We start from the raw sequence: 26,019 nt of genomic DNA, 5'->3' as shown, positions 1-26,019 counted from the left end.
TCAGCGCCGCGTGAGGGCATCCTGGCCGTGGCTTAATCCCGCCGTGACCGTTGCGCCGCCCAAGAAATCCTGGTACCAGAGCCCCGAGTCTTTCACGGTGCGTTCCTGGGTTTCGTAATCGATGTGGATGAGGCCGAAGCGCGGACCGTAGCCTTCAGCCCATTCAAAATTATCGGTCAGACTCCACGAAAAATAGCCACCCACATCTACCCCTTCGCGCTGCGCCCGCAGCACTTGGCCAATGGCCGCTTGCAGGTAGGCCCGGCGAGCCGGGTCGTGCACCCTGCCCCCGGTTGACACATCTGGGAACGCTGAACCACTTTCAGTTACCAGCAATTTTGGTGCATTTGGATAAGCTGAAAACTGTTTTAACATTTGGTAAATAGACTCCGGAAACACCTCCCAGCCCATGTCAGTATAGGGCACGCCGCGCTGCTTGGCGGGCACTAGAGCAGCCCATTGCAGCGGCAGCCACGGCGAGAATTTTACCACTTCACGGGTGTAGTTCTGCACGCCCCAAAAGTCGAAGTCGAAGGCCATGCGCTGGTCGTCGCCGGGCTTTTGGTAGCGCTCCAGCAGCCAGCGCAGGGCTGGCAATTCGGCTAGCGGGTAGCCCAGGCCCAGGGCGGGCTCCACATAAAAGCGGTTCAGAATGGCATCGGCTCGGCGGGTGGCGGCTTCGTCTTTGGGGTTGCCGGGGCGGTGCGGCGTGAGATAGGAGCACGAGAAAGTCGTTCCAATTTGAGCGGTATCGGGCAGTTCGGCGCGCAAGGCCCGGCCGCCTTCGGCTTGCGCCAGCGTGGCATGGTGCGCCGCCGACAGAAACGCCCCCAAGTGCCGCCGGCCGGGCGCGTGCACGCCCAGCAGGTGCCCCGCGCCCACAAACACCATGGGCTCGTTGAGCACCGCCCAGTGTTGCACCCGGTCGCCGAGGCGCCGGGCCATCACCTGGGCGTAATCAGCAAACCAACCCACAATGTTGCGGTTGGTCCAGCCACCTTGCGCTTGCAGGGCGCTGGGCAGGTCCCAATGGTAGAGCGTGAGCCAAGGGCGGAGGTCGCGCTCCAGGCAGGCATCGACTAGCCGGTCGTAAAAATCGAGGCCGCGACGGTTCACCGAGCCCGTGCCTGCGGGCAGCACCCGCGCCCAAGCCGCTGAGAAACGAAAATCGGTCAGCCCGATGCCTTGGGCCAAGTCCAGGTCGGTTTCGTAGCGGTTGTAGAAGTCCGCGGCTACGCGCCCGTGCTCATTGCGCCGAATGGTGCCCTTGCGGCGCGTGAAATCATCCCAAATGCTTGGCCCCTTGCCTTGGTGCTGCCACGCGCCTTCCGTCTGATAGGCTGCGGCGGCCGCTCCCCAATGAAAATCAGCCCCAAAATCGCCCCTTGAAAAGGGCAAGGGCGCCGAAGCCGGATAAAATGCCGCTGGCAACGGCTCCTTAAAGCGTGATGGTAATTTGAGCATGCACGGGGCACGGGAGTTTTGTAATAATTCTAATTGATTGTCATAGCTGAACACAACTGAAGCAGCTCTACCGATTCATTCAATCGTCTGTCCTGCTGAGGCACGAAGCATCTTATTGCCATTGAACGAATCAACCGACTGCGATAAGATGCTTCGTGGCTCAGCAAGATAAGCGCCGCGGCAGAAAGGCTTTGGCGGCACTCAGCAGGACGTTTTTCTTGTTATATCGCTCTACTACACCAACGATTTCCTAATGCCATTGCGTTGCAGTTGTTCCCGAAGCAGTTGGTCAATTACAGCACCGGTCTGGTCTTGGTAGTCCACCGGCACGGTCTCAGTCTGGTGCAGCCACTGGTCTACCTTGTCCAAGTTCTTGTCTTTCAGGTTTTTGATGACGGGAACGCCCATTTTATCCAGGGCGGCGGCGTTGCATTGCTGCTCGTATTGCTGCTTCATGGGCATGACCAGGAGCTTTTTGCCGAGATATAAGGCTTCGGCGGGAGTTTCGAACCCCGCCCCGCACAGCACTCCTGCCGAACGGGCCATGCTGTCCAGGAACGCCGGGCCGCTCACGGGCCACACCTGCACGTTGCCGTACGTGGCGGCGTTGGTGCTGTGCTTGCTAAATACCTCCCAGCGCACAGAGCGGCTCAGGTGCTGGAGCCGCTCCACCAAAATCGCCTCCTCAAAAGCGGGCAAATACACGGTGTTATGACCTTCGTTCACCGGGCTCAGTTCGCGCACCTGCTGGCGAATCACGGGCGTGAAAATCCCCGGCGCATACGCCTGAAAGTGAAAGCCATACTGCGCGGTACTGGGGGCGTAATGCTTGAGCACGGCCCGGCCCGCGGGGTCTTCCTGGTCGGGCCGGGGGGCTTGCGGGTGCAGCACGGCACTTTGGTGGCTCAGGGCCACGCAGGGCACTTCGCGCAGCTTGCAAGCCCAGCTCGACACGGGCTCGAAGTCACTAATGACCAAATCGTAGCTACTTACCGGCAAGTGCCTGACCTCGTGCAGAAACTTGGCCGAATTGAACTGCAAAAACGTTTTCACAAAGTCAATGCCGCCCTTTTTGCCAAAGAGAAAGCCCATGCCGCGGGCGCGGTACTTCACCTCGAATGAGACGGGCAGGTCGGCCGGCGGACCGCTGACCAGGATGTCAAGCTGGTCGCAACGGGCTTGCAGCAAGGGCACTACGTCGAGGGCGCGGGTGAGGTGGCCGTTTCCAGTGCCTTGAATGGCGTATAAAATGCGGGACATAAACAGCGGTAAAACGACTTCTACGGAGTTGCCAGGGCAGCGACCGGCTTATTTCATTCCAAATTCTGCCAGCAGCACCTCCAGCAGGGCCGCGGGGTTGGCATCGGCTTGCCGTTCGGCCGCATCGGGGGTGTCGGGGCTGCTGGGCTGCTGCATGGCCGGGTCTTCGTTGTAGTAATAGAGTTGCCAGCCGGCTTCGGCCGTGTATTCCAGGGCCGTTAGGTTTTCCACCCAGTCACCGGAATTAAGGTAAATGACCTCTCCTTTTTCCGTGGATAGGGTTTTGATTTCGGGCTGGTGAATGTGCCCGCAGGCCACGTAGCGGTAGCCTTCGTCGGCCGCAATGGCGGCAGCCGTTTCTTCAAAATTGCTCACCGCTGCCACCGCCGATTTCACCCGCTCTTTTACCAGCTTGGACAACGCCACGCGCGGCCGGCCCAGTTTACCGAGCAAGTAGTTCACCACCCGATTGATGAGAATCAACAAGTCGTAGCCGTGCCCGCCCAGCTTGGCCAGCCAGCGGGAGTGCCGCATGGTCACGTCGAACACGTCACCGTGAAACAGCCAGGTGCGGCCGTGGGGCAAATCCAGCACCAGCTTGTTATCCAGCCGAAACTGGCCCAGCTTCAGTCCCGCAAACTTGCGCAGCAACTCGTCGTGGTTGCCGGTCAGGTAATGGATTTTGGTGCCCTTGGCGGCCAGGCCCGCCAGGTAGCGCACCACGCGCATGTGAGCCGGCGGCCAGTAGTTTTTGCTGAATTGCCAGATGTCCACGATGTCGCCGTTGAGCACGAGTACCTGCGGCCGGATGCTTTTTAGGTAGCGGAGCAGTTCCTGGGCGTGGCAGCCGTACGTGCCCAAGTGCACGTCGCTGATGACCGTCACCTGCACCCGGCGCTTACGGGGCACCTTGTTCGGCGCCGAATTGAAAGGTCCTGATTCTGGCAATGAGAAGGTGGCTTTGCTCATGCGGCGGCCGAATGGGAGAACCGTGCTCCCCGCGAAGGCCCGGCCGAACGCCGCGGCCGGATGGCCGGGCCCGGCTGCCGCCCGGCCCCCCACCGGCCCCCACCCCCAAACGCCGAGCGCAGGCCCCCTAACGTGTGCAGCCCAAACGCCACCCACAGCGCCAACTCAAACAACTCGTACGCAAGCCAGCGCCCCAGGCGCCGCAGCCCCGAAACCAAAGCGGGAAAATACATGGCAAGTCAATTGGTGAATGATGGTTTTATCCTGTTACCAAAATTCGGCCGCCGCCGTGTCCCCTTCGTTATCGCCGCGTTACCCTTGTATAAAGACTCGGGGCCTAAGTATATAATTTCTACCTTTCCGGGCCGTTACTCCCAGCGTTCGGGTGGGATGTAGTTTCTTTGTTGCCTTGTCTATTTCTAGAACCCATTTGATTTTCATTTACTTCTTTAATTCAATCCCACTTATGCCCATTTTTCCTCGCTTGATTCGTAATTTTCTCACCATTGGCGTTTTCACTTTATTGGCCGGCACGGTCCTGGCCCAGCCCACCGGCAAGGCTGCCAAAGGCCGGAGCCGCTACACATTTGCCCAAAAAGACGCCGTGTCGCCCTACGTGAAGAACGTGACCAAAAACACCGACGAAGAGCAGGACGTCGACGGCTCCTTCACCCGCATCGGCTACCGTTCCTACACCGACATCCTCACCGAAATCGAAGCCCTGCGCAAGCTCAAGGACTGGGCCGATACTACTTACCAGCGCCGCGTGGCCGCCATTCCGCCCGGTGGCGCGCTGCTGGTCACCATCCACCGCCAGGGCCCCAAAAACGCCGACCTGTCCAACCTCACCCTCACCGTTACCGATAAGGATGGTAAGGAAGTTCTCGCCCAAACCCTGGCGCCGGGCGCCGGACGCTTCTTCGGCCGCGACCTTTACCAGGCCCAGCGCGCCCTGCCTTTCCCCAAAATGGAAGCCCAGGAGCTGAACGTAAGCATCCGCGACGCCAAGCTGTACCAGACGTTTGATTATATTCTGACGCTGCCAGCCGCGCAGTAGGCACTCACCCAATCAGACCTAATAAATAATGAGACGGCGAACAGTACTGATTTTATTAGTGCTGCTCGCCGTTTTTCTTGGTTGGCTCAGCCAAGCGAAGTACCACCATTCTCCACCAGCAGCGCTTCGAAAAAAAGCCCACTACCTGGAGCAAATTAGCAATGGTACATCGGCTGGTGCCCAAGACCTTACCAAGCTGAGGGAGTTAAACCCCGAATGGGCGCTGTTTTCGCTCTCCTTTTCGGTTTATGCCCTGACCAACATGGCCGAGCGCGACCCCAACTTCCGGGCAGAAGCCGCACTATACATCGAGACTGCCATCCAAAAAGCGCTTAGCTCCGAGATTAGCGCCTTTTCCCGCACTGCCGCTTCGCCCGTTGCCCGCCTCGATACGGCTGGGTCCGTTCTCTACCTCGGCCACCTGAACCTGATGCTGGGCTGCCATCGGCTACTGAACCCGACTTCTCGCTACACCGGCCTGCACGACACCCTCTCCCGGGTGCTGCACGGGCGCTACCAGCGCACGCCCTCCCATTGCCTGCCGTCCTACCCCGGCCTCACCTGGGTACCAGATAATACCGTGGCCCTGGCCTCCCTGAGCCTGCACAGCCAACTCACCGGCAGCCCCTACCGACAGTATTGCGCCCAGTGGGTCGCTTATGCCCGCCAGCACCTCACCGACAGCAAGACCGGCTTGCTTGTATCCCGGCCCAGCACTCCGCAGCACGGAGCCGAAGAGCCCCGCGGCTCCATGCTCAGCTGGAGTATTTGCTTTCTCTACCGCTTTGCTCCAATCTTCGCCGCCGAGCAATACTGTCTCTACCAAAACGATTTCAGCACCAACCTAGGCGTAGTGCAGCTATATAAGGAATGGCCCGGCAGCTTCGCCACCACTTCCGGCGATGTCGACAGTGGCCCCCTGATATTAGGCTACGGCATTCCGGCCACCGCTTTTGCCTTCGGCAACGCCGTGGCCCTGCGCGACTGGCGCAATGCCCAGCGCCTGCGCCGCGTCATCAGCATCGGCAGCCGCGAGATAGAAATGACGGATGAATTGAAGTATGGCGTCCGCTTGGTGGACTTACCGGTGAGCCCGCTGGCAGAGGCGTTGCTACTTCATGCGGAAACGATGACGCCGTGGCGGTAATCACGCTATTCTCGCAGCCGTACCCACTGCACCGCCAGCACCGTCTTCGCATCCTGCAGGGGCTCAGCAAGCAGCGCCTCCCAAGTCAGCTCCACCATTTCAATCTTCTCGTTCTCCTCGGCCAGCCCGCCGCCGTTGCCGGTTTTGTGGCTCACTTCGGCGTAGTACACGGTGATTAATTCGGAGCTGGTGCCCGGCGAGGGCCACATGTCCACGATTTTCTCCAGCTTGTCGATTTCGTAGCCCAGCTCCTCGTGAATCTCGCGGCGCACGGCCGTATCGGGGGCTTCGTCCCCGTCAATCATACCGGCGGCTATTTCCAGGATTTCGGTTTCGGGGCCGATGCGGAACTGGCGGGTGAGGACGTACACCTGCCGAGCCGTGTCATAGACCAGCGCGGCCACAGCCTTGCCGGGCGCAAATTGCTCGCGCTTGAGCTGGGTGTCGCCGTCCTGAACGATTAGCTGGTTGACTTTGTAGTGCCCGTTGAATACCCGGGTGCGCTCGATAATCTGCATGTTCGGATTACTGTGTTGTACCTTTGTTGAAACCAGGGCCGCCGTCGGAGCAGCCCGCTGCCCGGCTGCGTCGGGCAAAGCCCCGCGCCTCGGCTGTCTCCGCGAAGTAAGCGCACCTCATTCCAATTCCTCTTCATTCAGGGAATCTGACGGCCTCCGACGAGCCGCCAACCCCGCCCACGCCTGGCACCGTCCGGCGTGGCTATGCCGGCTTATGCCACCGCGTAGGCTCCACTTCACAGGCTGCGGGCCTTAGTCCGCTACTAATTTCTTCGGGGTCGAGCACTTATTGCTCCACCCCAACTACTAAACATCTTACATGACGTTTGACGATTTAAATCTGATTGACCCCATCCTCAAAGCCCTCAAAGAGGAAGGATACACCACCCCCACTCCCATTCAGGAGCAAGCTATTCCCCACGTGCTCGAAGGCAAAGACCTTCTTGGCGTGGCCCAAACCGGCACCGGCAAAACGGCGGCCTTCACCGTGCCCATCCTGCAGGTGCTGCACCGCACGGCTCAGGTAGCTAACCACGCCCCGCGCGCCATTCGCTGCCTCGTGCTCACACCAACCCGCGAGCTGGCCATCCAAATCAACGAAAGCTTCGGCGCCTACGGCCGCCATTTGAGCCAGATTCGCCACACCGTTATTTTCGGCGGCGTGAGCCAGGGCTCGCAGGTTGCGCAGCTCAAGCGCGGCGTGGAGGTGCTTATTGCTACTCCCGGCCGTTTGCTCGACCTCATGAACCAGGGTTTCGTGGACCTGCGCCAAGTCGAAGTATTCGTGCTCGACGAGGCCGACCGCATGCTCGACATGGGCTTCATCAACGACATCAAGCGCATTCTGCCCAAGCTGCCCACCAAGCGCCAAACGCTGTTCTTCTCGGCCACCATGCCCGGCCAGATTCAGGAGTTGGCCGGCACCATCCTGCGCCCCAACCCGGTGCGCGTGGCCGTAACGCCCGTGAGCAGCACCGCCGATACCGTGACGCAGTCGGTTTACCTCGTTGAAAACAACGACAAGCCCGCTCTGCTCCGCCACATTCTGCAGGACCGGGAAATCAAGCGCGTCTTGGTCTTCACCCGCACCAAACACGGCGCCGACAAAGTAGTGAAAGCACTCGCGGCCAACCAAATTCCGGCCGAAGCTATTCACGGCAACAAGTCACAGAATCACCGCCAGCGGGCCCTCTCCAACTTTAAAGCCGGCAGCACCCGTGTGCTGGTGGCCACCGACATTGCCGCTCGCGGCATCGACGTGGACGAACTGACCCACGTTATCAACTACGAAATCCCCAACGAGCCCGAAACCTACGTGCACCGCATCGGCCGCACCGGCCGGGCCGGGGCGTTCGGCACCGCGTTTTCCTTCGTGGAAGATGAGGAACGCGCCTACTTGCAGGATATCCAGAAGCTTATCAGCCGTCAGATTGACATCGAAGCCGAGCACCCGTTCGTTTCGGGCCGCATCAAACCAGTGATGTTGCACGGCAACGAGCGCATCATTCGGCCCAAGGGCCCGGCAGGCCGTCCGGCCCGTTCCGGCCCCCGCGAAGGCGGTAATGGCGGCGGCGGTCGTTCGGGCGGTAGCCAGGGCGGCGCCCGTTCCGGTGGCCAAGGCAGCGGTGGCGGCCGCCCCAGTGGCGACCGCAGCCGTCCGGCCGCTCCGGCCGGCAACGGTCAGTCGGATACGTCACGTCGCTTCGGCAGCGGCGGTGCCCGTGTAAACGTGGGTGGCAGCCGCGAAGGTGGCGACCAAGGTGGCCGCCGTCGCGGCGATGCCGGTGGCTCACGCCGCGGCTCGTTCTAGATAATTCTGAATTGATTAGAAGAACGACATGCTGAGCGGGGTCGAAGCAGCTCTAACGCGCAACTAATCATATTTAGTAATGCGATAGAGCTGCTTCGACAAGCTCAGCATGACATTTCTTGTATTGAGGCACCATACCAATGAAAAAGCCAGATGGCCCGGAAAACTTTTTCCGGGCCATCTGGCTTTTTAGGGCAGATTACGTGCTTTTGCTCCTGATTTATTTCTGTTTGTCTCCTATGGCCCAGCCCACGCTTCCCGTTATTCAAGCCCTGCGCGCCACGGCGCAGCGCCTCGCCACCCAAGCGCCCTACCAGTGGGGCCACATGGGCAGCTGCAACTGCGGCCACCTTGCCCAAACCGTCACGCGCCTCACCAAAGCCGAGATTCATGCCCGCGCCATGCAGCGCTACGGCGACTGGGAGCGGCAGCTCATCGACTACTGCCCCACGAGCGGCCTGCCCATCGACCAAACCATCGACGAGATGCTGGCCCTCGGCTTTTCCCGCGCCGACCTCACGCACCTAGAGAAGATTTCTGACCCGGCTATCCGGGCCGCCATTCCCTTCGAGCGCCGCGATGCCCTGCGCCACAACCAACGCGACGACGTGGTGCTCTACCTGCGCACCTGGGCCGACTTGCTGGAGCGCGACCTGTTGGCCGGCATCACCCTGCCCAGCTTCGACAACCGTCCGGTGCTCAACCCAGCTTTTGCTGGGGTTGCGGAGTAGCCGCTCTGCCCCAGCCGGTACCGTTGAAAGCGGTTACGGCTTGGAGCCACCGAAACTTGCCAAAACGCAAAAAGCCCCTGCCAAAAATTTGGTAGGGGCTTTTTTATTGCGAGCTGCTAAAGACAACCGTTGCTTCAACGAAGCAGCCAGTCGCTTTAAGATTATTGACGTGTGACGTTAGAGCGCTGCGCCTCGCGGTATCCTTCAGCACGGTGTTCGCGCTTGTAAGCAGCATCGGCCGAGGGGTCTTTCTCAGCGTCTGGGGCCTGGGCGCAGGAGGCGGTGAGCAACATTGCCGCGGTAGCGGCCAACCAGAGATTAGTGCGGAACAGTTTCATGGTGCGAAGGTAACCTCTCGTCACCAATTCGACAACCACCCATGCAAGTCGGAGCGTTGTCGTTCTGGAGCACTGCTCACTGCCAGGCACGTTCTAAATGGTGGGAATGGTCCTGGCAAAAGCCGTCGAACCGAGTCGTGCACACTCTTTACAATTGACAACAAGCCTAGTTGTCGCCGTTGTAGGGTCGTATGGCTATGCAACACAAAAGCTCCTAGCGGGCACATGGCCTTCAGGTTCATTACAGGAAAAACGCCACAAACCCAACTGACTAAAATGAGCAAACCAGATGCTATTGCGTCGCTCAACAGCTTAGTATGCACAGTCAATTCTATTCGAAATAAGTGTTGTTTATTGGCGCTGTCCGTCAGCTTATAAAATTAGCATGGCAGGCTACTTTTCCCAACAAGGGCTCAGAATCCAGACCCATAATCGTTAGTTTTTGAAAGGATAATATCAGCTCTTAAGCAGGTTAAAAAAGGCTATATTTTATCATAACCACTACTTTCGTTAGGCATATTAAAATTATTGATTAACAAGCGTTTAAAACTAAATTTTTCTGGATATTATTAGACTTGAATTTTACCCTATAAAAGTTAGCAAGCATTTAAGCTAAATATATCAATACATATCCTGTACTAAGCGCAGCTTACTCTTCCTATCCCTCGGCTCAATTGTGAGCATTGGCATACTGCCAAATTGTATTAATCCGACACTACCCACGTTCAACGCGTCCTACGCAAACCCGGGTTGATTATGGATTGGCTCAATGGGAATTACCGATTGAACAGCCAGTAAAAGCTCGTGGGTTTAAGGCAGCTCTCCCTACAGAAAGGCAGATTCAGTCTGCGATAATCTCATTAAAACGGCAAGCACAATTCGAAACCCCCATTTAGTACTGGGCAGGCATAAGAAGGGCGTCCGATTGAATCATCAACCGATTCTTGGCTTACTATTGAAAGCAGTGTAGTGCCACTTCACTCCCTCACATCAGCCACGTGGCATGAGCAGCTACTCGGGTTGGTAATCTGCGAAGGAGCCGTCACGATAGAAAATCACAATCCGGCGAATTGGCTTGTCTGCCCCAGCAAAAAGGGCAGCAGCCGTTGGATTCGTATCAGTGGATGGACTAAACGAAGCCTCTGCCGTACTAGCAGCCGCAGGTTGAGGGGCAGCGGTTCTTTCTGAGGGGGGAATTGCAGCCTCAGGATTCGGCAAAACTGGCGTGAGCGGGGCATTTTCCCGCACCATCGCTTGCGGAGCCACTATTTTGGGCAGAGCAAACCGCTTGGGTGCCGTCTTACTAATAGGGGGAGGAGTACCCCCCTCTATGCTCGTAATGTTTGGGGTACGCCTAGCACGTGTGGCCGTAGCTGGAACTTCACGCATAGTAGGTGCATCTACCGGCACTAGCACCTGCTGCTGAAGCTTTTGCTCGACAGGTAGCACCGGCGGAGTAACTGGCGAAGGCGCCGGTCGCAACTCAGGAGAAGCGCTGGGAATAGCACTGGCCAACATGGGCCCCGTACCATTTAGGAGCCAAGGCATGGACAACTCCGGCATGGCTGCCAAAATGCGCTGCACGACTTCCAGACTGGGCTTGTTCCGGCCCGATAAAATGTGGCTGACAATAGGCCGCGCAATGCCAATGGCATCGGCAAATTGAGTAGGAGTAAGTTGGCGGGATTCCAGCAACTTTCGAATACGCTCGACCATAGCACACTGTAATAGTTACAAATGTACTACATCTAATCTTTTTATGCTGAAAAAGATTTTCAAAAATAATTTACAAATAGTTTGGATTTTGAATTAGGTGGTTTACATTTGTTCATCAATTTATTCTAAGCCACTATGGACAACCTCTGTGCTGCGTTTATAATTGTAATCAACCTAACAAGCTTATTTATTGCTTGTGGCTCTATCGTTATCAACCATAAAAAAAGCCCGGCAACTGATAAGTTGCCGGGCTTTAATATGTCCAGGTATCTGCTCACAAACCAAACCAGCAAGACGTCTGTTGCGACTGGCTGGTTTGGCAAACGCCTAATCGAAGTACTCGCGCGCTAGTTCTTTGTCGTGGCCGTAGATGTCTTTCCGGAAGTGGGGGTGCCCGTCGGCATCGGCCCAAGCAGTGAAATACACCAGGTAAACAGGCAGCTTCTCCTTGAGGGTAACGTATTTTTCGCGGCGCCGCGAAATGGTATCCAAGATGGTAGCCTGGTCCCAGCCGGGCTTGTTCCGGAGGAGGTAGGTAGCCAGTTTAATGGGCTCTTTTACCCGCACACACCCGTGGCTAAAGCTGCGATTGGTCTGTGAAAACAGCTCGTCGTGGGGAGTGTCGTGCAGGTAGATATCATTGGAATTGGGGAAAATAAACTTCACTTCGCCCAAGTCATTTTTGGGTCCCGGCCGGCGACGCAGGGTGTACTTGAATGTCTCCTTCGTCACGTTGGCCCAGTCAATGGAGGCGGGGTCGACGGGCGTAGCCTTGGCGCCCCAGCCTTTCACGACCTCCATATCGAGCCGGTCGAGGTAGTTGGGGTTGGCCACCAGCTTGCTGCGGAGCTCGTTTTCGATGATGCTGAAGGGCACGTTCCAGTAGGGCGAAAGCACCACAAACTCCATTTTATCGCTGAAGATGGGGGTTTCGTTCAGGGCCTTGCCAACGATGACCGGCATCGTAAAAACCTCCTTGTTTTCCTCCACTACGTGCAGGGTGTACTCCGGAATATTCACCAGCAGATAGTTTGGCTCGAAGCGTTTGGGGAGCCAGCGCCAGCGCTCCATGTTCAGAATTATCTGGTCGATGCGGGTACCTATGGGCACATTGAGCGCAGTCAGCGTCTCGCCGCCCACCACGCCATCAGGCCGCAGTCCGGCGTCGCTCTGGAAAGCCTTCACGGCATTCACCAGTTCGGGGTCGTATACCTGTTGGGCGGGCACGGCGGCAATGCCAGCCTTGGCACTATCCCGAAGCGATACCGGCGTAGCTACGGGCGCCGAAGCAGGCTGGGCTTTCCCCGGGCTTCCGGCACCACCCCAAAGCCGCTGCCGCAAGGCCGGCACGGCGGGCGAGGCCTGCCCCGGACGCAGTTTTAGCGAGGCGGGCAATACCGGCCATCCCCCGGCCCGCTCCTGCTCCCGATAGGCCGCCAGGGCCTTGCGCAGGTTATCGTATTCGGGATGCAAGGGCGCAAATTCGTAGTAGTTGTACCGGCTTTTGCGCTCGCCCAGAAAAGTAAGCAGGGCCTTGTGGAGCTTGATTTTGTTGGGCTTTACCTGCCACGCGGTATTCTTCGAATCGCGCGGATTGGCAATGCCCCGGTAAAAGTCGGACCCCCACTGCATGTATGTGCCCGTGAGGGCCACGTCTATCTCGCGCTCCAGGGCATTGCGGCGGGTTGTATCGGATTGCGCTGCTTCCAAGTCGGCAAACAGCTTTTTAAAGTCCTTAGTCTGGTATGTCTTAGGGTCTAGTCCCTCCTCCTGTGCTTTAGCAATAATATCCTGTAAAGTCTGTACCTGAGGCACCGGCTTGTGGTCCTTAAACCAAGCCAATTGGAAATTACGGTCGCGGTAAAACCGGCGGGCGGCGAGCAGTTGCGGCTTAAAAGCCGGCGCGGCCCGGAGCGTGTTGATGATGTAGGTACTATCAAGACGAGGCTGGGGGCCAGGGTTCGACGCGAACAGGCCACCCGTCGCGCCGTTCTTGGCATCGCCAGACGCGCTGGACGAGTCGGAGCCGCACGATTGCAGCGAAACGCTGCCTAGTGCGACCAGCAACACCCAGAACAAAGAAGTGAAACGAAAGAAGGAATACATTGAAGAATTTAAATACAAAGAAGACATAAAACCTCGGGCCGTTGCCACGAGCGGGCATTGTACTGCGAAGCGGGAAGCGAGGTTGCGCCGGACAGCACCCGGAGGCAGTCCAAACGGATGCAAAGTACGCAAACCCAAGGCAGCCCTTGCCTTACTAACGACCTTAATCCGGCCCGCGTTCGTACGGCAAAGCATTTAGGTGCAATGGACGAAGCCCGAACTCCCGTGTTTTAGCCAAACATTTCGGAAGGGGCTACCCCAGGTTTGCCATCTGACTCACAAATTATCAGGCAATTGCCATCAATGCAGGGGCGGTAGAACTTCTTTGCTCCTCATTCCAGCACGCCTCCGGCATTTTTTTGGTTTTTCTCCCCGCCCCTTTTCACCTCTTCCCCATGGCGTCTTCCATTCCTGCGATTACCAACCTTTCTCCCGACCCCCACAGCTACGCCGGCAGCAGCCCGGCCAGGGTGCAGAACCTGGTGCTGGACTTGAAGGTTGACTTTGACAACCACACGCTGGCCGGCAGCGCTACCTGGGAGCTGGCCAACCCGGAAGCGGCCAATGAAGTGGTGCTCGATACGCGTGACTTAACGATTGAAGCAGTAGACCGACTGGACGCGAACGGGAATGCCACTCCTGCTGAATTTTCGCTCGCCGCCCCCGATGCAACCCTGGGCCAGGCGCTACGCATTGCCCTGGCGCCGGCCACAACGGCCCTGCGCATTCGCTACCGAACCGCGCCCACGGCCGCCGCCCTGCAATGGCTACATCCGGCCCAGACGGCCGGCCCCCAGCCGTTCCTCTTCACCCAGTCGCAGGCCATCTTGGCGCGTACCTGGCTGCCTTGCCAGGACTCTCCTGGCATCCGCTTCACCTACGAGGCGCGGGTGCGCGTGCCAGCCCATTTGCTGGCCCTGATGAGCGCCGAGAACCCCCAGCAGCGCAACGCCACCGGCGTGTATTTTTTCCGCATGGTAGAGCCCATTCCGGCCTACCTCATGGCCCTGGCCGTCGGCGACCTCGACTTTGCTCCGCTTAGCCACCGCACCGGCATCTACGCCGAGCCGGCTACACTGCCCGCAGCCACCCACGAGTTTGCCGACCTCGAAAACATGGTAGCCGCAGCCGAGCAGCTCTACGGGCCCTACCGCTGGGAACGGTACGATTTGCTGGTGCTGCCTCCTAGCTTTCCGTTCGGGGGGATGGAGAACCCTAGGTTAACATTTGTAACACCTACAATTCTGGCAGGCGACCGTAGCCTGACCAGTTTGGTGGCGCATGAGCTGGCACATTCTTGGTCGGGCAATCTAGTTACAAATGGAACGTGGAATGATTTCTGGCTGAATGAGGGATTCACAGTGTATTTCGAGCGCCGCATCATGGAACATTTGTATGGGCGGGACTATGCCGATATGCTCCAGGTACTCGGGCGCGACGCCCTGCACCATACCCTTCAGGAAATTGGCCCGACCAGCCCCGACACCCACCTGCGCCTAGCGCTAGCCGGCCGCGACCCCGACGAAGGCCTCACCGAAATTGCGTACGAAAAGGGCTGCTCCCTGCTGCTCACGTTGGAAGGCCTCATTGGCCGGCCCCAACTGGACTCCTTTATTAAGGAGTACTTCGCCCGCTTCAGTTTTCAGGCGATGGACACGGCAACTTTCCTCGACTACCTCCGGGCCGAACTCCTGAACAAGGAGCCTGGGCTCGAAGCCCGGCTACAGTTGAGCGAGTGGGTTGACGGCCCCGGCCTGCCCGCCAATGCCCCGGCAGTTTCGGCCCACCGCTTCGAAGCCGTGGACCAAACTCTGGCGCGGCTGCAAGCGGGCAACTCCCCTGCCGACCTGCGGCCCGAAACCGCTAGCTGGAGCAGCCACGAGTGGGTGCACTTTCTGCACGGCCTGCCACCCACGCTTTCGGGCGAGCAGCTTCGGGAGCTCGACCACGCCTTTGCCTTTACCACCTCTGGCAATGCCGAGATTCTCACCGCATGGTTTCAGCATACTTTGCGGGTGGGCTACGCCGAGGCAATCCCGGCCCTGGAGAATTTTCTGCGGCACGTGGGCCGGCGCAAATTTTTGGTACCGCTCTACCGAGCGCTGCTGGCTACGCCCGATGGCCGGGCCCGCGCCCGAAAAATTTATGCCGAAGCGCGAGCCAATTATCACTCCGTGGCCACGGGCACGCTCGATGCGTTGTTAGTTTAGGGAATGAATGGGCATCCGGCCCGAACTTTGCGCGGGGCTCCGCTCCTGCTTGGTCGCTTGGGCGACCGTTGAATTGATTTTCTCAGTAACGATAGATATCCGTTGAAAAGCATCACCCCACTTGGTAAACTCATCGCCGTTGGCGGAAACGAAGACAAAGGCACCTACCCCAACCCGCGCACCCGCCGCAAATACTACCTCAACTTTTTCGAGCTAGGCATCCTCAAGCGCATCGTGCTCGAAACCGGCAAGCTCGACCCGCGCATCGAAGTCATCACCACCGCTTCCATGATTCCGGAAGAAGTTGGGCCTATTTACACGGGTTCGTTTGCCATGCTCAATTGCCACAACGTAGGCATCATGAACATTCGTACCCCCGAAGACGCTCGCCAGCCCGAGTACCTGGAGCGCTTGCTGGCCGCCGATGTGCTCATGTTTTCGGGCGGCAACCAATCGCGGCTGCGCGAAATGTTTGGGGAAACGGATTTCCTGGACCGCATGACCCAGCGCTACCACGCCGAACCCCATTTCGTGATTGCGGGCACCAGCGCCGGGGCCATGGCCATGTCGCACCTCATGATTCGGGGCGGCTCCGTGCCCGATGCTTTATTAAAAGGGGCCGTGAAAATTGGCGTCGGCCTGGGGCTGCTGCCCGCGGCCATTATCGACTCGCACTTTGTGAAGCGCGGCCGCTTTGGGCGCCTCATCGAATCGGTGGCGCTGCACCCCAAGCTCATCGGCATCGGGCTGGGCGAAGACACCGGCGTGCTTATCACCCAAGGCAATCTGGTCGAAACCATTGGTTCCAACCTGGTTATCATCATGGATGGGCATTCCATCCAGCACAACAATGCCGCTGCCGCCAAAAAAGGCACCGTGCTTTCCGTCGAGAACGTGACCATGCACGTGCTGGCCAAAGGCAACGTGTACGACATGCACGCCCGGAAATTCTACGTGAGCAAAGAAGCGCAAGCGGCCCACGCGCTGGCACACGAAGCCGTTGTGGCCTCCCCTGTGGCTTAGGCAAATCGGTCTTTTTTATTCATTGCCCTCAAAAGCCCGCTCATCTTCAGGATAAGCGGGCTTTTTTTGCTACTTCAATCGGTGGCTAGCGTAAGCAACTTCACTCCCTGTTTTAGTTAGGAAGCGGGCGAACTTGCCGCGCATCCTCCTCTTATCGTTTTCAAACACTCTTCATATGAATTACCGCAAGCTGGGCAAAACCGGATTTTCTGTTTCTGAAATAAGCCTGGGCACTTGGCAGGTGGGCGGCAAATGGGGCGAACCTTTCCGCCACGACAATGCCGACAAAATCTTAAACGCCGCCGCAGATGCCGGCATCAACTTCATCGACACGGCCGACGTGTACGGCGATGGCGAGAGCGAAAAGGCAGTTGGCCGGCTCGTCCGCTCCCGGTCCGAGCGTATTTATGTGGCCACCAAATGCGGCCGAAAGCTTCAGCCCCACGTAGCCGACGCCTACCAACCGGCCGTGCTGCGCCGGTTTGTGGAAGACAGCCTGCGCAACATGCAGCTCGAAACCCTGGACCTCGTGCAACTGCACTGCCCGCCCACGGAGGTTTACTACCGCCCCGAAATTTTTGAGTTGTTTGACCGCATGCGCGAAGAAGGCAAGATTCAGCACCTGGGCGTTAGCATCGAAAAAGTGGAGGAAGGCTTGAAAGCCATTGAGTTTCCCAACGTGACCACCGTGCAGCTCATCTTCAACATGTTCCGCCAGCGTCCGCCGGCATTGCTGTTTAAGGAAGCCGCCCGCCGCGACGTCGGCCTGATTGTGCGAGTGCCCCTGGCCAGCGGCTTACTTACGGGCAAGTTCACGGCCCAAACCCACTTCGCGGCCGAGGACCACCGCAATTTCAATCGCCAGGGCGAAGCCTTCGACAAAGGCGAAACCTTCTCCGGCGTGGACTACGCCACGGGCCTAGAAGCCGTGGAAGAATTGAAAGCCGCTTTCCCGGAGCAGCCGCAGCTAGCAGCCCTGGCGCTGCGCTGGGTGCTGATGTTCGATGAAGTAAGCTGCGTGATTCCCGGGGCCTCCCGCCCCGAACAGATTCTCTCGAACCTGCAAGCCGCTGAGCTACCCGCCCTAACGCAGGACCAAATGCAAGCGGTACGCGAAATCTATGACCACAGAATCAAGCCGCTGGTCCACCACGTCTGGTAAATCTTGTGTTCGCTACTAACTAGACAGGAGTTGGGAACGGTGATATTGCCTTGTGTTGGGCATCGTCGTTTTCAGCTCCTGCTTATTTATAGATAGCTACTATGGGCTCGCCCCCCTCGGCGCGGGAGCCGCGATACATGCCTTCCGAATTGAAAGGCAGCGTCACATTGCCGGCCGCGTCGATGCCAATTAGGCCGCCTTCGCCGCCATCGGGGCCAAGCTTGTCGTGCACCACAATGCGGCAGGCTTCTTCCAACGACAGGTTTTTGTATTCCATCAAACACGCGACGTCATAGGCGGCCACGGCCCTGATGAAGTATTCGCCGTGCCCGGTGCAGCTGATGGCGCAACGGGCGTCGGCCCAGGTGCCGGCCCCGATAATGGGCGTGTCGCCGATGCGGGCGTAGCGCTTATTGGTCATGCCGCCGGTACTGGTGGCCGCGGCCAGGTTCCCGAATTGGTCGCGGGCCACGGCACCCACTGTTCCTTTCTTCCAGTTGGGGTCAGCAAACACGGGTGCTTCTGAGAACTTTTCTGGTTCTTCAAGAGGCGCTACAACTTGCGAGCCTGCGCCGACTGCTTGGCTGTGGTCGAGGCGCATGCGGCCTTCGCGCAGGGCTTCCTGCAACTGGTCGTGGCGGTGCTGGGTAAAGAAATACTCCACGGGCTGCAGCGGGAGGCCGTGCTCGCGGGCCAGTTCATCGGCGCCGGGATAAGCCAGCAGCACGTGCTCCGTTTTTTCCATCACCAAGCGGGCGGCCCGAATGGGGTTTTGCACCTGCCGCACCCCGGCCACAGCCCCGGCCAGGCGGGTATGCCCGGCCATGATGGCGGCGTCCATTTCGTGGTGGCCTTCGTGGGTGAACACCGCTCCGCGCCCGGCATTGAACAAGGGACAGTCTTCGAGGCTGCGCACGGCGGCTTCTACGCAATCCAGAGCCGAGGCCCCGTCACGAAGCAGGTCGTAGCCGGTAGCGAGGGCGGCTTCGAGGGCGGCGCGGTACCGCATTTCGTCGGCGGGCTTCAGCGAGGCGCGGGCAATGGTGCCGGCCCCGCCGTGGATTGCGAGAGCAAACATGAGGGCAGAAAATTATTGAGAATTATGGCTTCAAAGGTAGCTGACGGGAACGGGCAGCGGCTGGCTCGTGTTTTTTTTCGTAGGTTTGACCCTCAAGTTTTCTAATCCCCAAACACCTTACTTTTATGGCATACGACGTAACCGGCCGGCTGCACGAAATATTTGACGAACAGCAGGTAAGCGAGAAATTCCGCAAGCGTGAGTTCGTGCTCGAGGTCCAGGACGGCCAGTATCCCGAGCATATTAAGTTCCAGATGGTCCAGGACAAAACCAGCCTCATCGACCCTTTCAAAATGGGCGACGAGGTGAAGGTAACCTTCAACCTGCGTGGCCGTGGCTTCAACAAAAACGGTCAGATGCTGTACTTTACCAACCTGGAAGCCTGGAAGATTGAGCCCGCTTCGGGCGGCAATGCCGGCGGCTACGGCGGCGGCCAGCAGCAGCAAGCAGCTCCCCGCCCAGCTGCCCAAAACCAGAACCCCACGTTGCGTGCCCAGCCTTCGGCGGCTCCCATCGCCAGCGACGACGACAACGACTTGCCCTTCTAAGGCAGCGCTTCGCCTGGGCAGCCGCCCAGCGAAAACTAACTTCTAAAAAGGCCGCTCCTGATTATCGGGAGCGGCCTTTTTTTTGTTGTGCGCCTGCGTATACTGCGCCATGGATTTGCACGAGCTAATTGCACGCGGCGAAGGTGAAGAGCTGGAATTCAAACAAAAAACCACGCACCCGCACCGGATTTCCCGCACCCTGGTTTCATTGGCCAACACCCACGGCGGAAAAGTGCTGGTGGGCGTGGACGATGCCGGCCGCATAATCGGCGTGCGCGACGCCGAGGAAGAGCTGTTTGTCCTCCGCGAAGCCGCCCAGCACTACATCGAGCCGCCCCTGACCACCCTGCACTTTCAGGAGTTGGAAGAGGACGGCCGCACCGTGCTGATTGTGACCGTGCCCGAGAGCCGCAACAAACCGCACCGGGCCCAGGTAGCACCCAACGATTGGCGCGGCTTTGTGCGCGTACGCGACGCCAGCGTGCAAACCAGCGGCCTCACCGAGAAAATACTGGAACGCCAGCAGCCCGATTCCCGCTTCGAGCAAATCCCCCTCAGCAAACAAGAACTGGCCGTGCTGGACTACTTGAAAACGCACCCCCGTATCACGCTGGCGCAGTATATGAGGCTGGTGAACTTTGGCAAGCGCCGGGCTTTCCAAACGTTAATCAAGCTGGTGCTGCACGGGTATATCCGCCACCACGACAAAGAAAAAGAGCCATACTACACCTTGTGAATTGACTATTGGCGAAGGTGCTTTTCTCAGTTTTTCAGATTCCAAATTAACAGAGCTCCAACCAAAAAGGCCCCTCAAAAGAGGGGCCTTTTTGGTATTCAATAGCGTTAACTGAACCGACTACCGAATCTGGATAATCTGCCCAAAGCAGAAATTAAGTTAATTACTCTTGCTTGCGGGCCCGAGCAACTTTCTTCTCGTCCTTTTCGGCCTTTTTTTCTTTCAGAGATTTAACGGGTTCTTTCTTTTTCTCTTTGCGCGCGTCTTGTGCTTTGGCCATGATTGAAAAGAAGTTTAAGTAGGGTCTAGGTTGTTGGGGATTTTAACGAACAGCCCTGCCGGCGTGTTGTGCCCGGCGAAGGTAGAAAATTTACCGAAATCCTACAGCACGGGCAAATACCGCTCGCGGATGATGTGGAGGTGATGCAACTCGTGCCCCGGCACGATGAACAGCAACGCCCGCACGGTGGCGGGCCCGCCGTTGGCCGTGCCGCGCCGGTCAAGCTGCTCGTCGCTGAAGCTGTCGAAAAGGGCTTGGGTCGAAGCACGAGTAGCATCGTACTCAGCTAGCAGGCTGGCTACGGTGCGGGCATTGGCACCACTTTGCGCAACGTAGTCGTCTTGGTCAAAGCCGGGCAGGTCCTGGCTGTCGCCGCGGGCGAACCGCATGGCGCGGTAGGCAAAGATGCGTTCCGTATCAATCTGGTGTTGAATCATTTCCTTCAGCGTCCACTTGCCATCGGCGTAGCCCTTTTCCGTTTGGGCCTCGGTGAGGTGGCTAAACAAAGCGTGAAATTCCGGCGCAATGGCCCGCAGGACTTCCCGCGGGTCGGCACCGTCCGGAACCTGGTTGATGTAGGTGGCGGCGTAAGGCATGAAATCTCCTGCGGCTGGACGGGCAATTGGCATGTGGCGGGAAGCTGTTGGGTGAGTAACGTCAGGCAAAACTGGGGTTGGGTGCAGCTCGTGAGCAGCAGATGCGGGCAACACGAGGGGCTCGGGAGCCGGCTCGGCAATGCGGGCCGCCGTAGCGGGCAGGATGGCCGGGACTAGCGTTGGGTCGAATTGCAGCCGCACAACCGGCAGCGGCGCCGGCATACCCGCTGCGCTGCCCTCCTGCCCGAAAGCCCACTGCAGGAAGTCGTGCATCACGCGGCCCCAAGTATCGGGGTGGTGGTGGCCGCCCTCCACCTGCACGTAGCGCAGGGCTTGGTGCACATTCAACCCGTGCTTAATCAGCTCCTCAATTAAATCGAGACAGTCTTCGATGGAATCAATAACGCCGTTTTCGTTGCGGTCGCTACGTTCGTCGAGGGTGCCGGTTTGCAGCCAGAACCGGTGGCTGGGATGGAGCTGGCCGGCCCGCACGAGGCCGTGCATAATGCGGTCGGCGGGCGTGTAGCCGGCGCCCACGGCCCGCTGCCGCCACCAAAATGAACCCGAAAACACCCCCGCCCGCGCAAAGGCCTGGGGATGATGCCAAACCAAATCGAACGCCGACAGGCCGCCAAGCGAAAACCCCGCCATCACGGCCCGCGCCGGGTCGGGAGAGGCTTGGTAGTTGGCTTGCGCAAACGGCAGCAGCTCTTCTAATACAAATTTCGAATAGGCCCCGGCCAGGCTGCCGCGGCCGTTAAAATCAGCGTGCGCGGCCGTGCCGTATTCCTGCACCCGTTGCTCGTTGGCATGCACGGCCACCACTACGAAGGGCAGTACGGCATGGCACGCATATAAATTATCGAGCGTGGCTTGAAAGTTTAGCCGCTCGAGGTCCTGCCCATCATTCAAATACAGAACCGGATACGGGGTGCTGGCGCCGGACTCGGCGGGAGGCAGCAGGATAGTCAGTTCTACTTCGCGCCCCAAGAAGCTGGAAACCAGAACCTCCCGAACAAGTCGGGTTCCAGCAAAGGAAGCAGTGGGGCTGGACGATTGGAGAAGCATAAAACAAAGTAACGCAGCCGACGTGAGTCGGGGCCGCCATTCGGTTTAGAACAGCCTCCCCGTGGCAGGGCCGTTATTTTTTACTAGTTTGCCGTACTGCTTTAAAATCTTCCTCCACCCTCTCACCCCCGACCCTGTGCACGAACAACATCGGCGATTTTATTCGCACCACCTCGGCCAAGACATCGACATGCTGGTTTTCGGCACTTGGGGCTATCCAGTCGTGATTTTTCCGACTTCGGGCGGGCACGACAACGAAGCCCGTGATTTCAAGCTGATTGAAGCGGCGCGGCCGCTAATCGAAGCCGGCCGCGTCAAGCTCTTCTGCATTGACAGCATTGACCGTTTTTCGTGGTATGCGAAGCATTTGGAACCCGCTATCCGGGTAAAAAACCACGTGTTTTACGACCAGTTTTTGAGCGATGAGCTGGTGCCGATGCTTCAAAAAGAGTGCAACGTGGACAAGATTGGCGTGGCCGGGTGCAGCTTTGGAGGCTACCACGCGCTGAATTTCGCTTTTCGGCACCCCAACCATGTCGCGCACTTATTTACCATGGGCGCCGCCTTCGATATCCGCCAGTTTATGGACGGGTACCACGACGACAACGTGTATTACAACAACCCGCCCGAATACTTGCCCGGCGCTCAGAGCGAGCATTTCCAGTGGATGAATATTATCCTGGGCACGGCGGAGCACGATTTCTGCCGGCATTCCACGTTCAATATTTCGCGCATTTTGCAGGAAAAAGGCATTCATCATACCCTGGACGTGAAGCCGTTTGGCGACCACGACTGGCCGGTATGGCGCGAAATGTTCCCGCAATACCTGAATACCATTTAGCCGCCCGTTTTTTACCACAAGCAGCTGCCCTTCCTCACAAGCCCTTCTTAACTTACCAAACACCAACAAAACCGCACTATGAAAAAAATCGGCATCCTTTTCGGACAGGAAAACACCTTTCCCCAAGCTTTCATCGACCGCGTCAATCAGAAAGCACCAGCCGGCATCAGCGCTGAGTTTGTAAACATTGACCAAGTGGAACAGCACGTGGCGCCGGACTACGCCGTCATCATCGACCGCATTTCGCAGGACGTGCCTTTTTACCGGGCCTACCTCAAAAATGCAGCCCTGATGGGCACGGCCGTGATAAACAACCCCTTTTGGTGGTCGGCCGACGAAAAATTCTTCAACAACGCACTGGCCGTGCGCTTGGGCGTGCCCGTGCCCAAAACCCTGCTCTTGCCCAGCAAGGAGCGGCCTTCGGACACCAGCGAACGCAGTTTCCGCAACCTGTCGATGATGGACTGGGACGCTGCCTTCCGCCACATTGGCTTCCCGGCTTACATGAAACCACATTCCGGCGGCGGCTGGAAAAGCGTGTACAAGCTGGATTCGCCCGATGATTTTTTTCGCGCTTATGCCGAAACCGGCCAGCTGGTTATGCTTTTTCAGGAAGCCGTGGACTTCACCGATTACTTCCGTTGCTACTGCATTGGCGGCACCGAGGTACTCATCATGCCCTACGAGCCCCGCAACGAGCCGCACCTGCGCTACGCCACCGAGATGAAAACGACGGGCGAGGCCGGCGAGAAACTACTCGCCACCATGAAGGACTACGTATTGAAACTGAACGCCGGCCTCGGCTATGACTTCAACACCGTAGAATTTGCCGTGCGCGACGGCATTCCCATCGCCATTGACTTTGGCAACCCCGCGCCCGATGCCGACATCAATTCCGTGGGCGAGAAAAACTTCGAATGGGTAGTGGAAGCGGCGGCCAATATGGCCATTGCGCGCGCCCAAGCCCAAAAGCCCGGCCAGGACAATTTGACCTGGGGCACGTTTGTGCATCCGCATCGCGCCAAGGCCACCGATACCCACTTCACGGTAGCCGACGCGCCCGCGCCGAAGAAGCGCGCCGCGCCCAAAGCAGCCGAAAAGCCGGCGGCTGCAAAAACAGCCGTTAAGCCAGCCGCGAAGCCAAAAGCGGCCGCGCCTAAAGCAGCCGCCAAGAAACCGGCGGCCAAGAAAGCCGAATAAGTCCTTTTACGCCTCTCATGGCTCCGGCCCGGCGCGCGCCTGCGCGCCGGGTCTTGTGGGCGCTTCATTCCTCGTTTACTTAACTCCGTTTATGGCCATGCCCGTGTTTACCCTCGGCATCGAGGAAGAATTTCAAACCATTGACCCCGAAACCCGGGAGTTGCGCTCGCACCTGTCGCAAATTGTGGAAGGGGGCCGCGTGACCCTGCACGAACAGGTGAAAGCCGAAATGCACCAGGCCGTGGTGGAAGTGGGCACCAATATTTGCCACAACATCAGCGAGGCCCGAACCGAAGTGTTTCACCTGCGCCGCCAGGTAATGGAATTGGCCGACAAGCAGAACCTGAAAATTGGTGCCGCTGGCACCCACCCGTTTTCGCGGTGGCAGGACCAGCCCATCACGCCCGATGTCCGCTACGATAAAATTGTGGAGGAATTGCAGGAAGCCGCCCGGTCCAACCTCGTTTTTGGCATGCACGTGCACGTGGGCATCGAAAACCGGGAAATCGGGGTGTACATGATGAACACGCTGCGGTATTTTCTGCCCCACTTGTTTGCGCTCAGTACCAATTCTCCTTTTTGGGAAGGCCGCGAAACGGGTTACAAGTCGTTTCGCACCAAGGTATTTGAGCGGTTTCCGCGCACGGGTATTCCGGGTTACTTCCACAGTGCCAGCGACTACGACGAGTTTCTGCAACTGCTGATTAAGACCGGCTGCATCGACAACGGCAAAAAAATCTGGTGGGACATCCGCCTCCACCCCTTCTTCGACACCATCGAATACCGCATCTGCGACATGATGATGCGCGCCGACGAAACTGTGGCCGTTGCGGCCGTGATGCAAGCGCTGGTAGCCAAAATCTACAAGCTGAAGTCTCAGAACCTCAACTTTCGCATTTACCGCAGCGCGCTGATTAAGGAAAACAAATGGCGCGCCGCCCGCTACGGCCTCGATGGCCGCATGATTGACTTTGGCAAGCAGGAGGAAGTGCCCACGCGCCAGCTTATTCTGGAACTGCTGGACTTTATCGACGACGTAGTCGACGATTTAGGCAGCCGCCACGAAGTAGAATACGTACTCAAAATGCTGGAAATGGGCACCGGCGCCGACCGCCAGCTCCAGGTATTCCGCGAAACCGGGGACCTGAGCAAGGTGGTTGACTATATCCTGGCCGAGACTGCCCACGGGCTGTAAGTCAATTATCTTTGTCTTTCGCAACGCCCACCTTACCGGGGGCGTTGCTTCTTTTTCAGCCAAGCTTGGGCTTGGGCTTTATTTATTTGCTGGTGCTGCCAGCTGCTTACCCTGATACGCTATGGAGGCTATTCGCATTGCCATTCTTGATATGTATAACAACGCGCCGAACGAGGGCATGCGCTGCATTCGGCAGCTGCTGAGCCGTGGCAGCACAGAAAATGGCGTTCCGTTTGCCGTTGATACGTTTAACGTCCGGGCTGAAAATGAGCTTCCCGGTTTGGATTACGACCTGTACATCTCGACAGGCGGCCCCGGCAGCCCGCTGGCATCGGAGGAGGCCTGGGAGCCGCGCTACTTTGATTTTGTCGATTCGCTGCTGGCTCATAACCAAGCGAATAACCAGAAAAAGCATTTGTTACTGATTTGCCACTCGTTTCAGTTGGTGAGCCGGCACTTGGGCGTGGGCGAAATTGGCCGGCGCAAATCCACTTCGTTTGGGGTGCTGCCGGTGCACCTCACCCCTGCTGGCCTGCTTGAGCCCGTGCTTCAAAGCTTGCCCGAACCGTTCTACATCGTCGATTCGCGCGATTACCAGCTCACCAACCTCGACTGGCCCCGCCTCGAGGAGTTGGGCGCCGAAGTGCTATGCCTGGAAAAAGACCGGCCCCACGTGCCGCTGCCCCGCGCCGTAATGGCCATCCGCTTCACGCCTGAAATACTGGGCACGCAGTTCCACCCGGAAGCCGACGGCGAAGGCATGCTGCGCTACATGCTTACCGCCGAGCGCAAGCAACAGGTAGTGACCACCTACGGCTTAGAAAAGTACGAGGAAATGGTGCACCTGCTCGCCAACCCCGACACCATTGAGCGCACGGAGTCGGTAATCGTGCCCACGTTCCTGCGTCGCGCACTGGCCCAAATGGGCCAGCTCACCGCCGTATAGTTCCAATTTTCCCCTACCGG

General features: G+C 58.2%; 22 protein-coding genes. 13 read left to right on the top strand and 9 right to left on the bottom strand.

Going from position 1 to position 26,019, the window contains the following annotated elements; all coding sequences use genetic code 11:
* The 4 genes from I2I05_RS11530 to I2I05_RS11515 form a co-directional block, all read right to left on the bottom strand.
* On the bottom strand, nucleotides 1-1,398 hold the full coding sequence (locus tag I2I05_RS11530; protein ID WP_196282389.1) for a GH1 family beta-glucosidase: 1,398 nt from the start codon (nucleotides 1,396-1,398) through the stop codon (nucleotides 1-3).
* A 300-nt stretch (nucleotides 1,399-1,698) separates the two neighbouring features.
* The gene (locus I2I05_RS11525; protein ID WP_196282388.1) at nucleotides 1,699-2,724 is read right to left on the bottom strand and encodes a glycosyltransferase family protein; all 1,026 of its coding nucleotides are present in this window, start codon (nucleotides 2,722-2,724) and stop codon (nucleotides 1,699-1,701) included.
* Nucleotides 2,725-2,772: 48 nt separating this feature from the next.
* Nucleotides 2,773-3,693, bottom strand: a complete 921-nt coding sequence (locus tag I2I05_RS11520) for a UDP-2,3-diacylglucosamine diphosphatase (RefSeq protein WP_196282387.1) — start codon at nucleotides 3,691-3,693, stop codon at nucleotides 2,773-2,775.
* Nucleotides 3,690-3,926 (bottom strand): hypothetical protein, encoded by a 237-nt coding sequence (locus tag I2I05_RS11515; RefSeq protein WP_196282386.1) that lies wholly within the window; start codon nucleotides 3,924-3,926, stop codon nucleotides 3,690-3,692. Before I2I05_RS11515 ends, I2I05_RS11520 begins: the two co-directional genes overlap by 4 nt.
* A gap of 233 nt (nucleotides 3,927-4,159) precedes the next feature.
* On the opposite strand from I2I05_RS11515, the gene I2I05_RS11510 reads away from it, so the two are divergent.
* On the top strand, nucleotides 4,160-4,750 hold the full coding sequence (locus I2I05_RS11510; RefSeq protein ID WP_196282385.1) for a hypothetical protein: 591 nt from the start codon (nucleotides 4,160-4,162) through the stop codon (nucleotides 4,748-4,750).
* A 28-nt stretch (nucleotides 4,751-4,778) separates the two neighbouring features.
* Nucleotides 4,779-5,897 carry a hypothetical protein gene (locus tag I2I05_RS11505; protein ID WP_196282384.1) on the top strand — a complete coding sequence of 373 codons (1,119 nt, stop codon included), beginning with the start codon at nucleotides 4,779-4,781 and terminating at the stop codon, nucleotides 5,895-5,897.
* A 5-nt stretch (nucleotides 5,898-5,902) separates the two neighbouring features.
* Here the strand turns inward: I2I05_RS11505 and I2I05_RS11500 are convergent, their stop codons facing one another.
* The gene (locus tag I2I05_RS11500) at nucleotides 5,903-6,415 is read right to left on the bottom strand and encodes an NUDIX domain-containing protein (RefSeq protein ID WP_196282383.1); all 513 of its coding nucleotides are present in this window, start codon (nucleotides 6,413-6,415) and stop codon (nucleotides 5,903-5,905) included.
* Nucleotides 6,416-6,734: 319 nt separating this feature from the next.
* Between I2I05_RS11500 and I2I05_RS11495 the strand changes: the two genes are divergently transcribed.
* Together I2I05_RS11495 and I2I05_RS11490 are read left to right on the top strand one after the other, a co-directional pair.
* A complete protein-coding gene (locus I2I05_RS11495) occupies nucleotides 6,735-8,225 on the top strand; it encodes a DEAD/DEAH box helicase (RefSeq protein ID WP_196282382.1) in 1,491 nt (496 codons plus the stop codon).
* A 239-nt stretch (nucleotides 8,226-8,464) separates the two neighbouring features.
* Nucleotides 8,465-8,956: a hypothetical protein gene (locus I2I05_RS11490; RefSeq protein WP_196282381.1), complete on the top strand. Its 492-nt coding sequence runs from the start codon at nucleotides 8,465-8,467 to the stop codon at nucleotides 8,954-8,956.
* A gap of 1,349 nt (nucleotides 8,957-10,305) precedes the next feature.
* On the opposite strand, the gene I2I05_RS22445 is transcribed toward I2I05_RS11490, so the two are convergent.
* Together I2I05_RS22445 and I2I05_RS11480 are read right to left on the bottom strand one after the other, a co-directional pair.
* Complete coding sequence (locus I2I05_RS22445) at nucleotides 10,306-11,010, bottom strand: helix-turn-helix domain-containing protein (RefSeq protein WP_196282380.1); 705 nt, start codon at nucleotides 11,008-11,010, stop codon at nucleotides 10,306-10,308.
* A 327-nt stretch (nucleotides 11,011-11,337) separates the two neighbouring features.
* Nucleotides 11,338-13,116, bottom strand: coding sequence for a L,D-transpeptidase family protein (locus I2I05_RS11480; protein ID WP_196282379.1), 1,779 nt, complete (start codon nucleotides 13,114-13,116; stop codon nucleotides 11,338-11,340).
* A 395-nt stretch (nucleotides 13,117-13,511) separates the two neighbouring features.
* Here I2I05_RS11480 and I2I05_RS11475 point away from each other — a divergent pair, with 395 nt between their 5' ends.
* The 3 genes from I2I05_RS11475 (at nucleotide 13,512) to I2I05_RS11465 (ending at nucleotide 17,511) form a co-directional block, all read left to right on the top strand.
* On the top strand, nucleotides 13,512-15,326 hold the full coding sequence (locus I2I05_RS11475; RefSeq protein ID WP_196282378.1) for a M1 family metallopeptidase: 1,815 nt from the start codon (nucleotides 13,512-13,514) through the stop codon (nucleotides 15,324-15,326).
* A gap of 102 nt (nucleotides 15,327-15,428) precedes the next feature.
* Nucleotides 15,429-16,349, top strand: a complete 921-nt coding sequence (locus I2I05_RS11470; protein WP_196282377.1) for a cyanophycinase — start codon at nucleotides 15,429-15,431, stop codon at nucleotides 16,347-16,349.
* Nucleotides 16,350-16,524: 175 nt separating this feature from the next.
* On the top strand, nucleotides 16,525-17,511 hold the full coding sequence (locus I2I05_RS11465; RefSeq protein WP_196282376.1) for an aldo/keto reductase: 987 nt from the start codon (nucleotides 16,525-16,527) through the stop codon (nucleotides 17,509-17,511).
* 82 nt (nucleotides 17,512-17,593) lie between these two features.
* Here I2I05_RS11465 and I2I05_RS11460 read toward each other — a convergent pair whose 3' ends face one another.
* Nucleotides 17,594-18,589 (bottom strand): isoaspartyl peptidase/L-asparaginase family protein, encoded by a 996-nt coding sequence (locus I2I05_RS11460; RefSeq protein ID WP_196282375.1) that lies wholly within the window; start codon nucleotides 18,587-18,589, stop codon nucleotides 17,594-17,596.
* Between the two features lie 125 nt (nucleotides 18,590-18,714).
* Here I2I05_RS11460 and I2I05_RS11455 point away from each other — a divergent pair, with 125 nt between their 5' ends.
* A complete protein-coding gene (locus I2I05_RS11455; RefSeq protein WP_196282374.1) occupies nucleotides 18,715-19,137 on the top strand; it encodes a DUF3127 domain-containing protein in 423 nt (140 codons plus the stop codon).
* A gap of 109 nt (nucleotides 19,138-19,246) precedes the next feature.
* Nucleotides 19,247-19,873 (top strand): AlbA family DNA-binding domain-containing protein, encoded by a 627-nt coding sequence (locus I2I05_RS11450; protein ID WP_196282373.1) that lies wholly within the window; start codon nucleotides 19,247-19,249, stop codon nucleotides 19,871-19,873.
* Between the two features lie 381 nt (nucleotides 19,874-20,254).
* On the opposite strand, the gene I2I05_RS21905 is transcribed toward I2I05_RS11450, so the two are convergent.
* Entirely contained in the window at nucleotides 20,255-21,817 is a 1,563-nt protein-coding gene (locus I2I05_RS21905; protein WP_230688282.1) for an alpha/beta hydrolase-fold protein, read from the bottom strand.
* Between the two features lie 136 nt (nucleotides 21,818-21,953).
* Between I2I05_RS21905 and I2I05_RS11435 the strand changes: the two genes are divergently transcribed.
* The 4 genes from I2I05_RS11435 to I2I05_RS11420 all read left to right on the top strand — a co-directional run bounded on the left by I2I05_RS11435 (nucleotide 21,954) and on the right by I2I05_RS11420 (nucleotide 25,999).
* Nucleotides 21,954-22,658 carry an alpha/beta fold hydrolase gene (locus I2I05_RS11435; RefSeq protein ID WP_196282372.1) on the top strand — a complete coding sequence of 235 codons (705 nt, stop codon included), beginning with the start codon at nucleotides 21,954-21,956 and terminating at the stop codon, nucleotides 22,656-22,658.
* Between the two features lie 78 nt (nucleotides 22,659-22,736).
* Nucleotides 22,737-23,858: an ATP-grasp domain-containing protein gene (locus I2I05_RS11430; protein WP_196282371.1), complete on the top strand. Its 1,122-nt coding sequence runs from the start codon at nucleotides 22,737-22,739 to the stop codon at nucleotides 23,856-23,858.
* Nucleotides 23,859-23,955: 97 nt separating this feature from the next.
* Nucleotides 23,956-25,053, top strand: coding sequence for a carboxylate-amine ligase (locus tag I2I05_RS11425; RefSeq protein ID WP_196282370.1), 1,098 nt, complete (start codon nucleotides 23,956-23,958; stop codon nucleotides 25,051-25,053).
* A 121-nt stretch (nucleotides 25,054-25,174) separates the two neighbouring features.
* On the top strand, nucleotides 25,175-25,999 hold the full coding sequence (locus tag I2I05_RS11420) for a type 1 glutamine amidotransferase (protein ID WP_196282369.1): 825 nt from the start codon (nucleotides 25,175-25,177) through the stop codon (nucleotides 25,997-25,999).
* The last annotated feature ends 20 nt before the right edge of the window (nucleotides 26,000-26,019 follow it).

The sequence above is a fragment of the Hymenobacter jeongseonensis genome (assembly GCF_015694725.1).
Lineage (GTDB): Bacteria > Bacteroidota > Bacteroidia > Cytophagales > Hymenobacteraceae > Hymenobacter > Hymenobacter jeongseonensis.
This window is presented reverse-complemented; position numbering and strand designations above follow the sequence as displayed.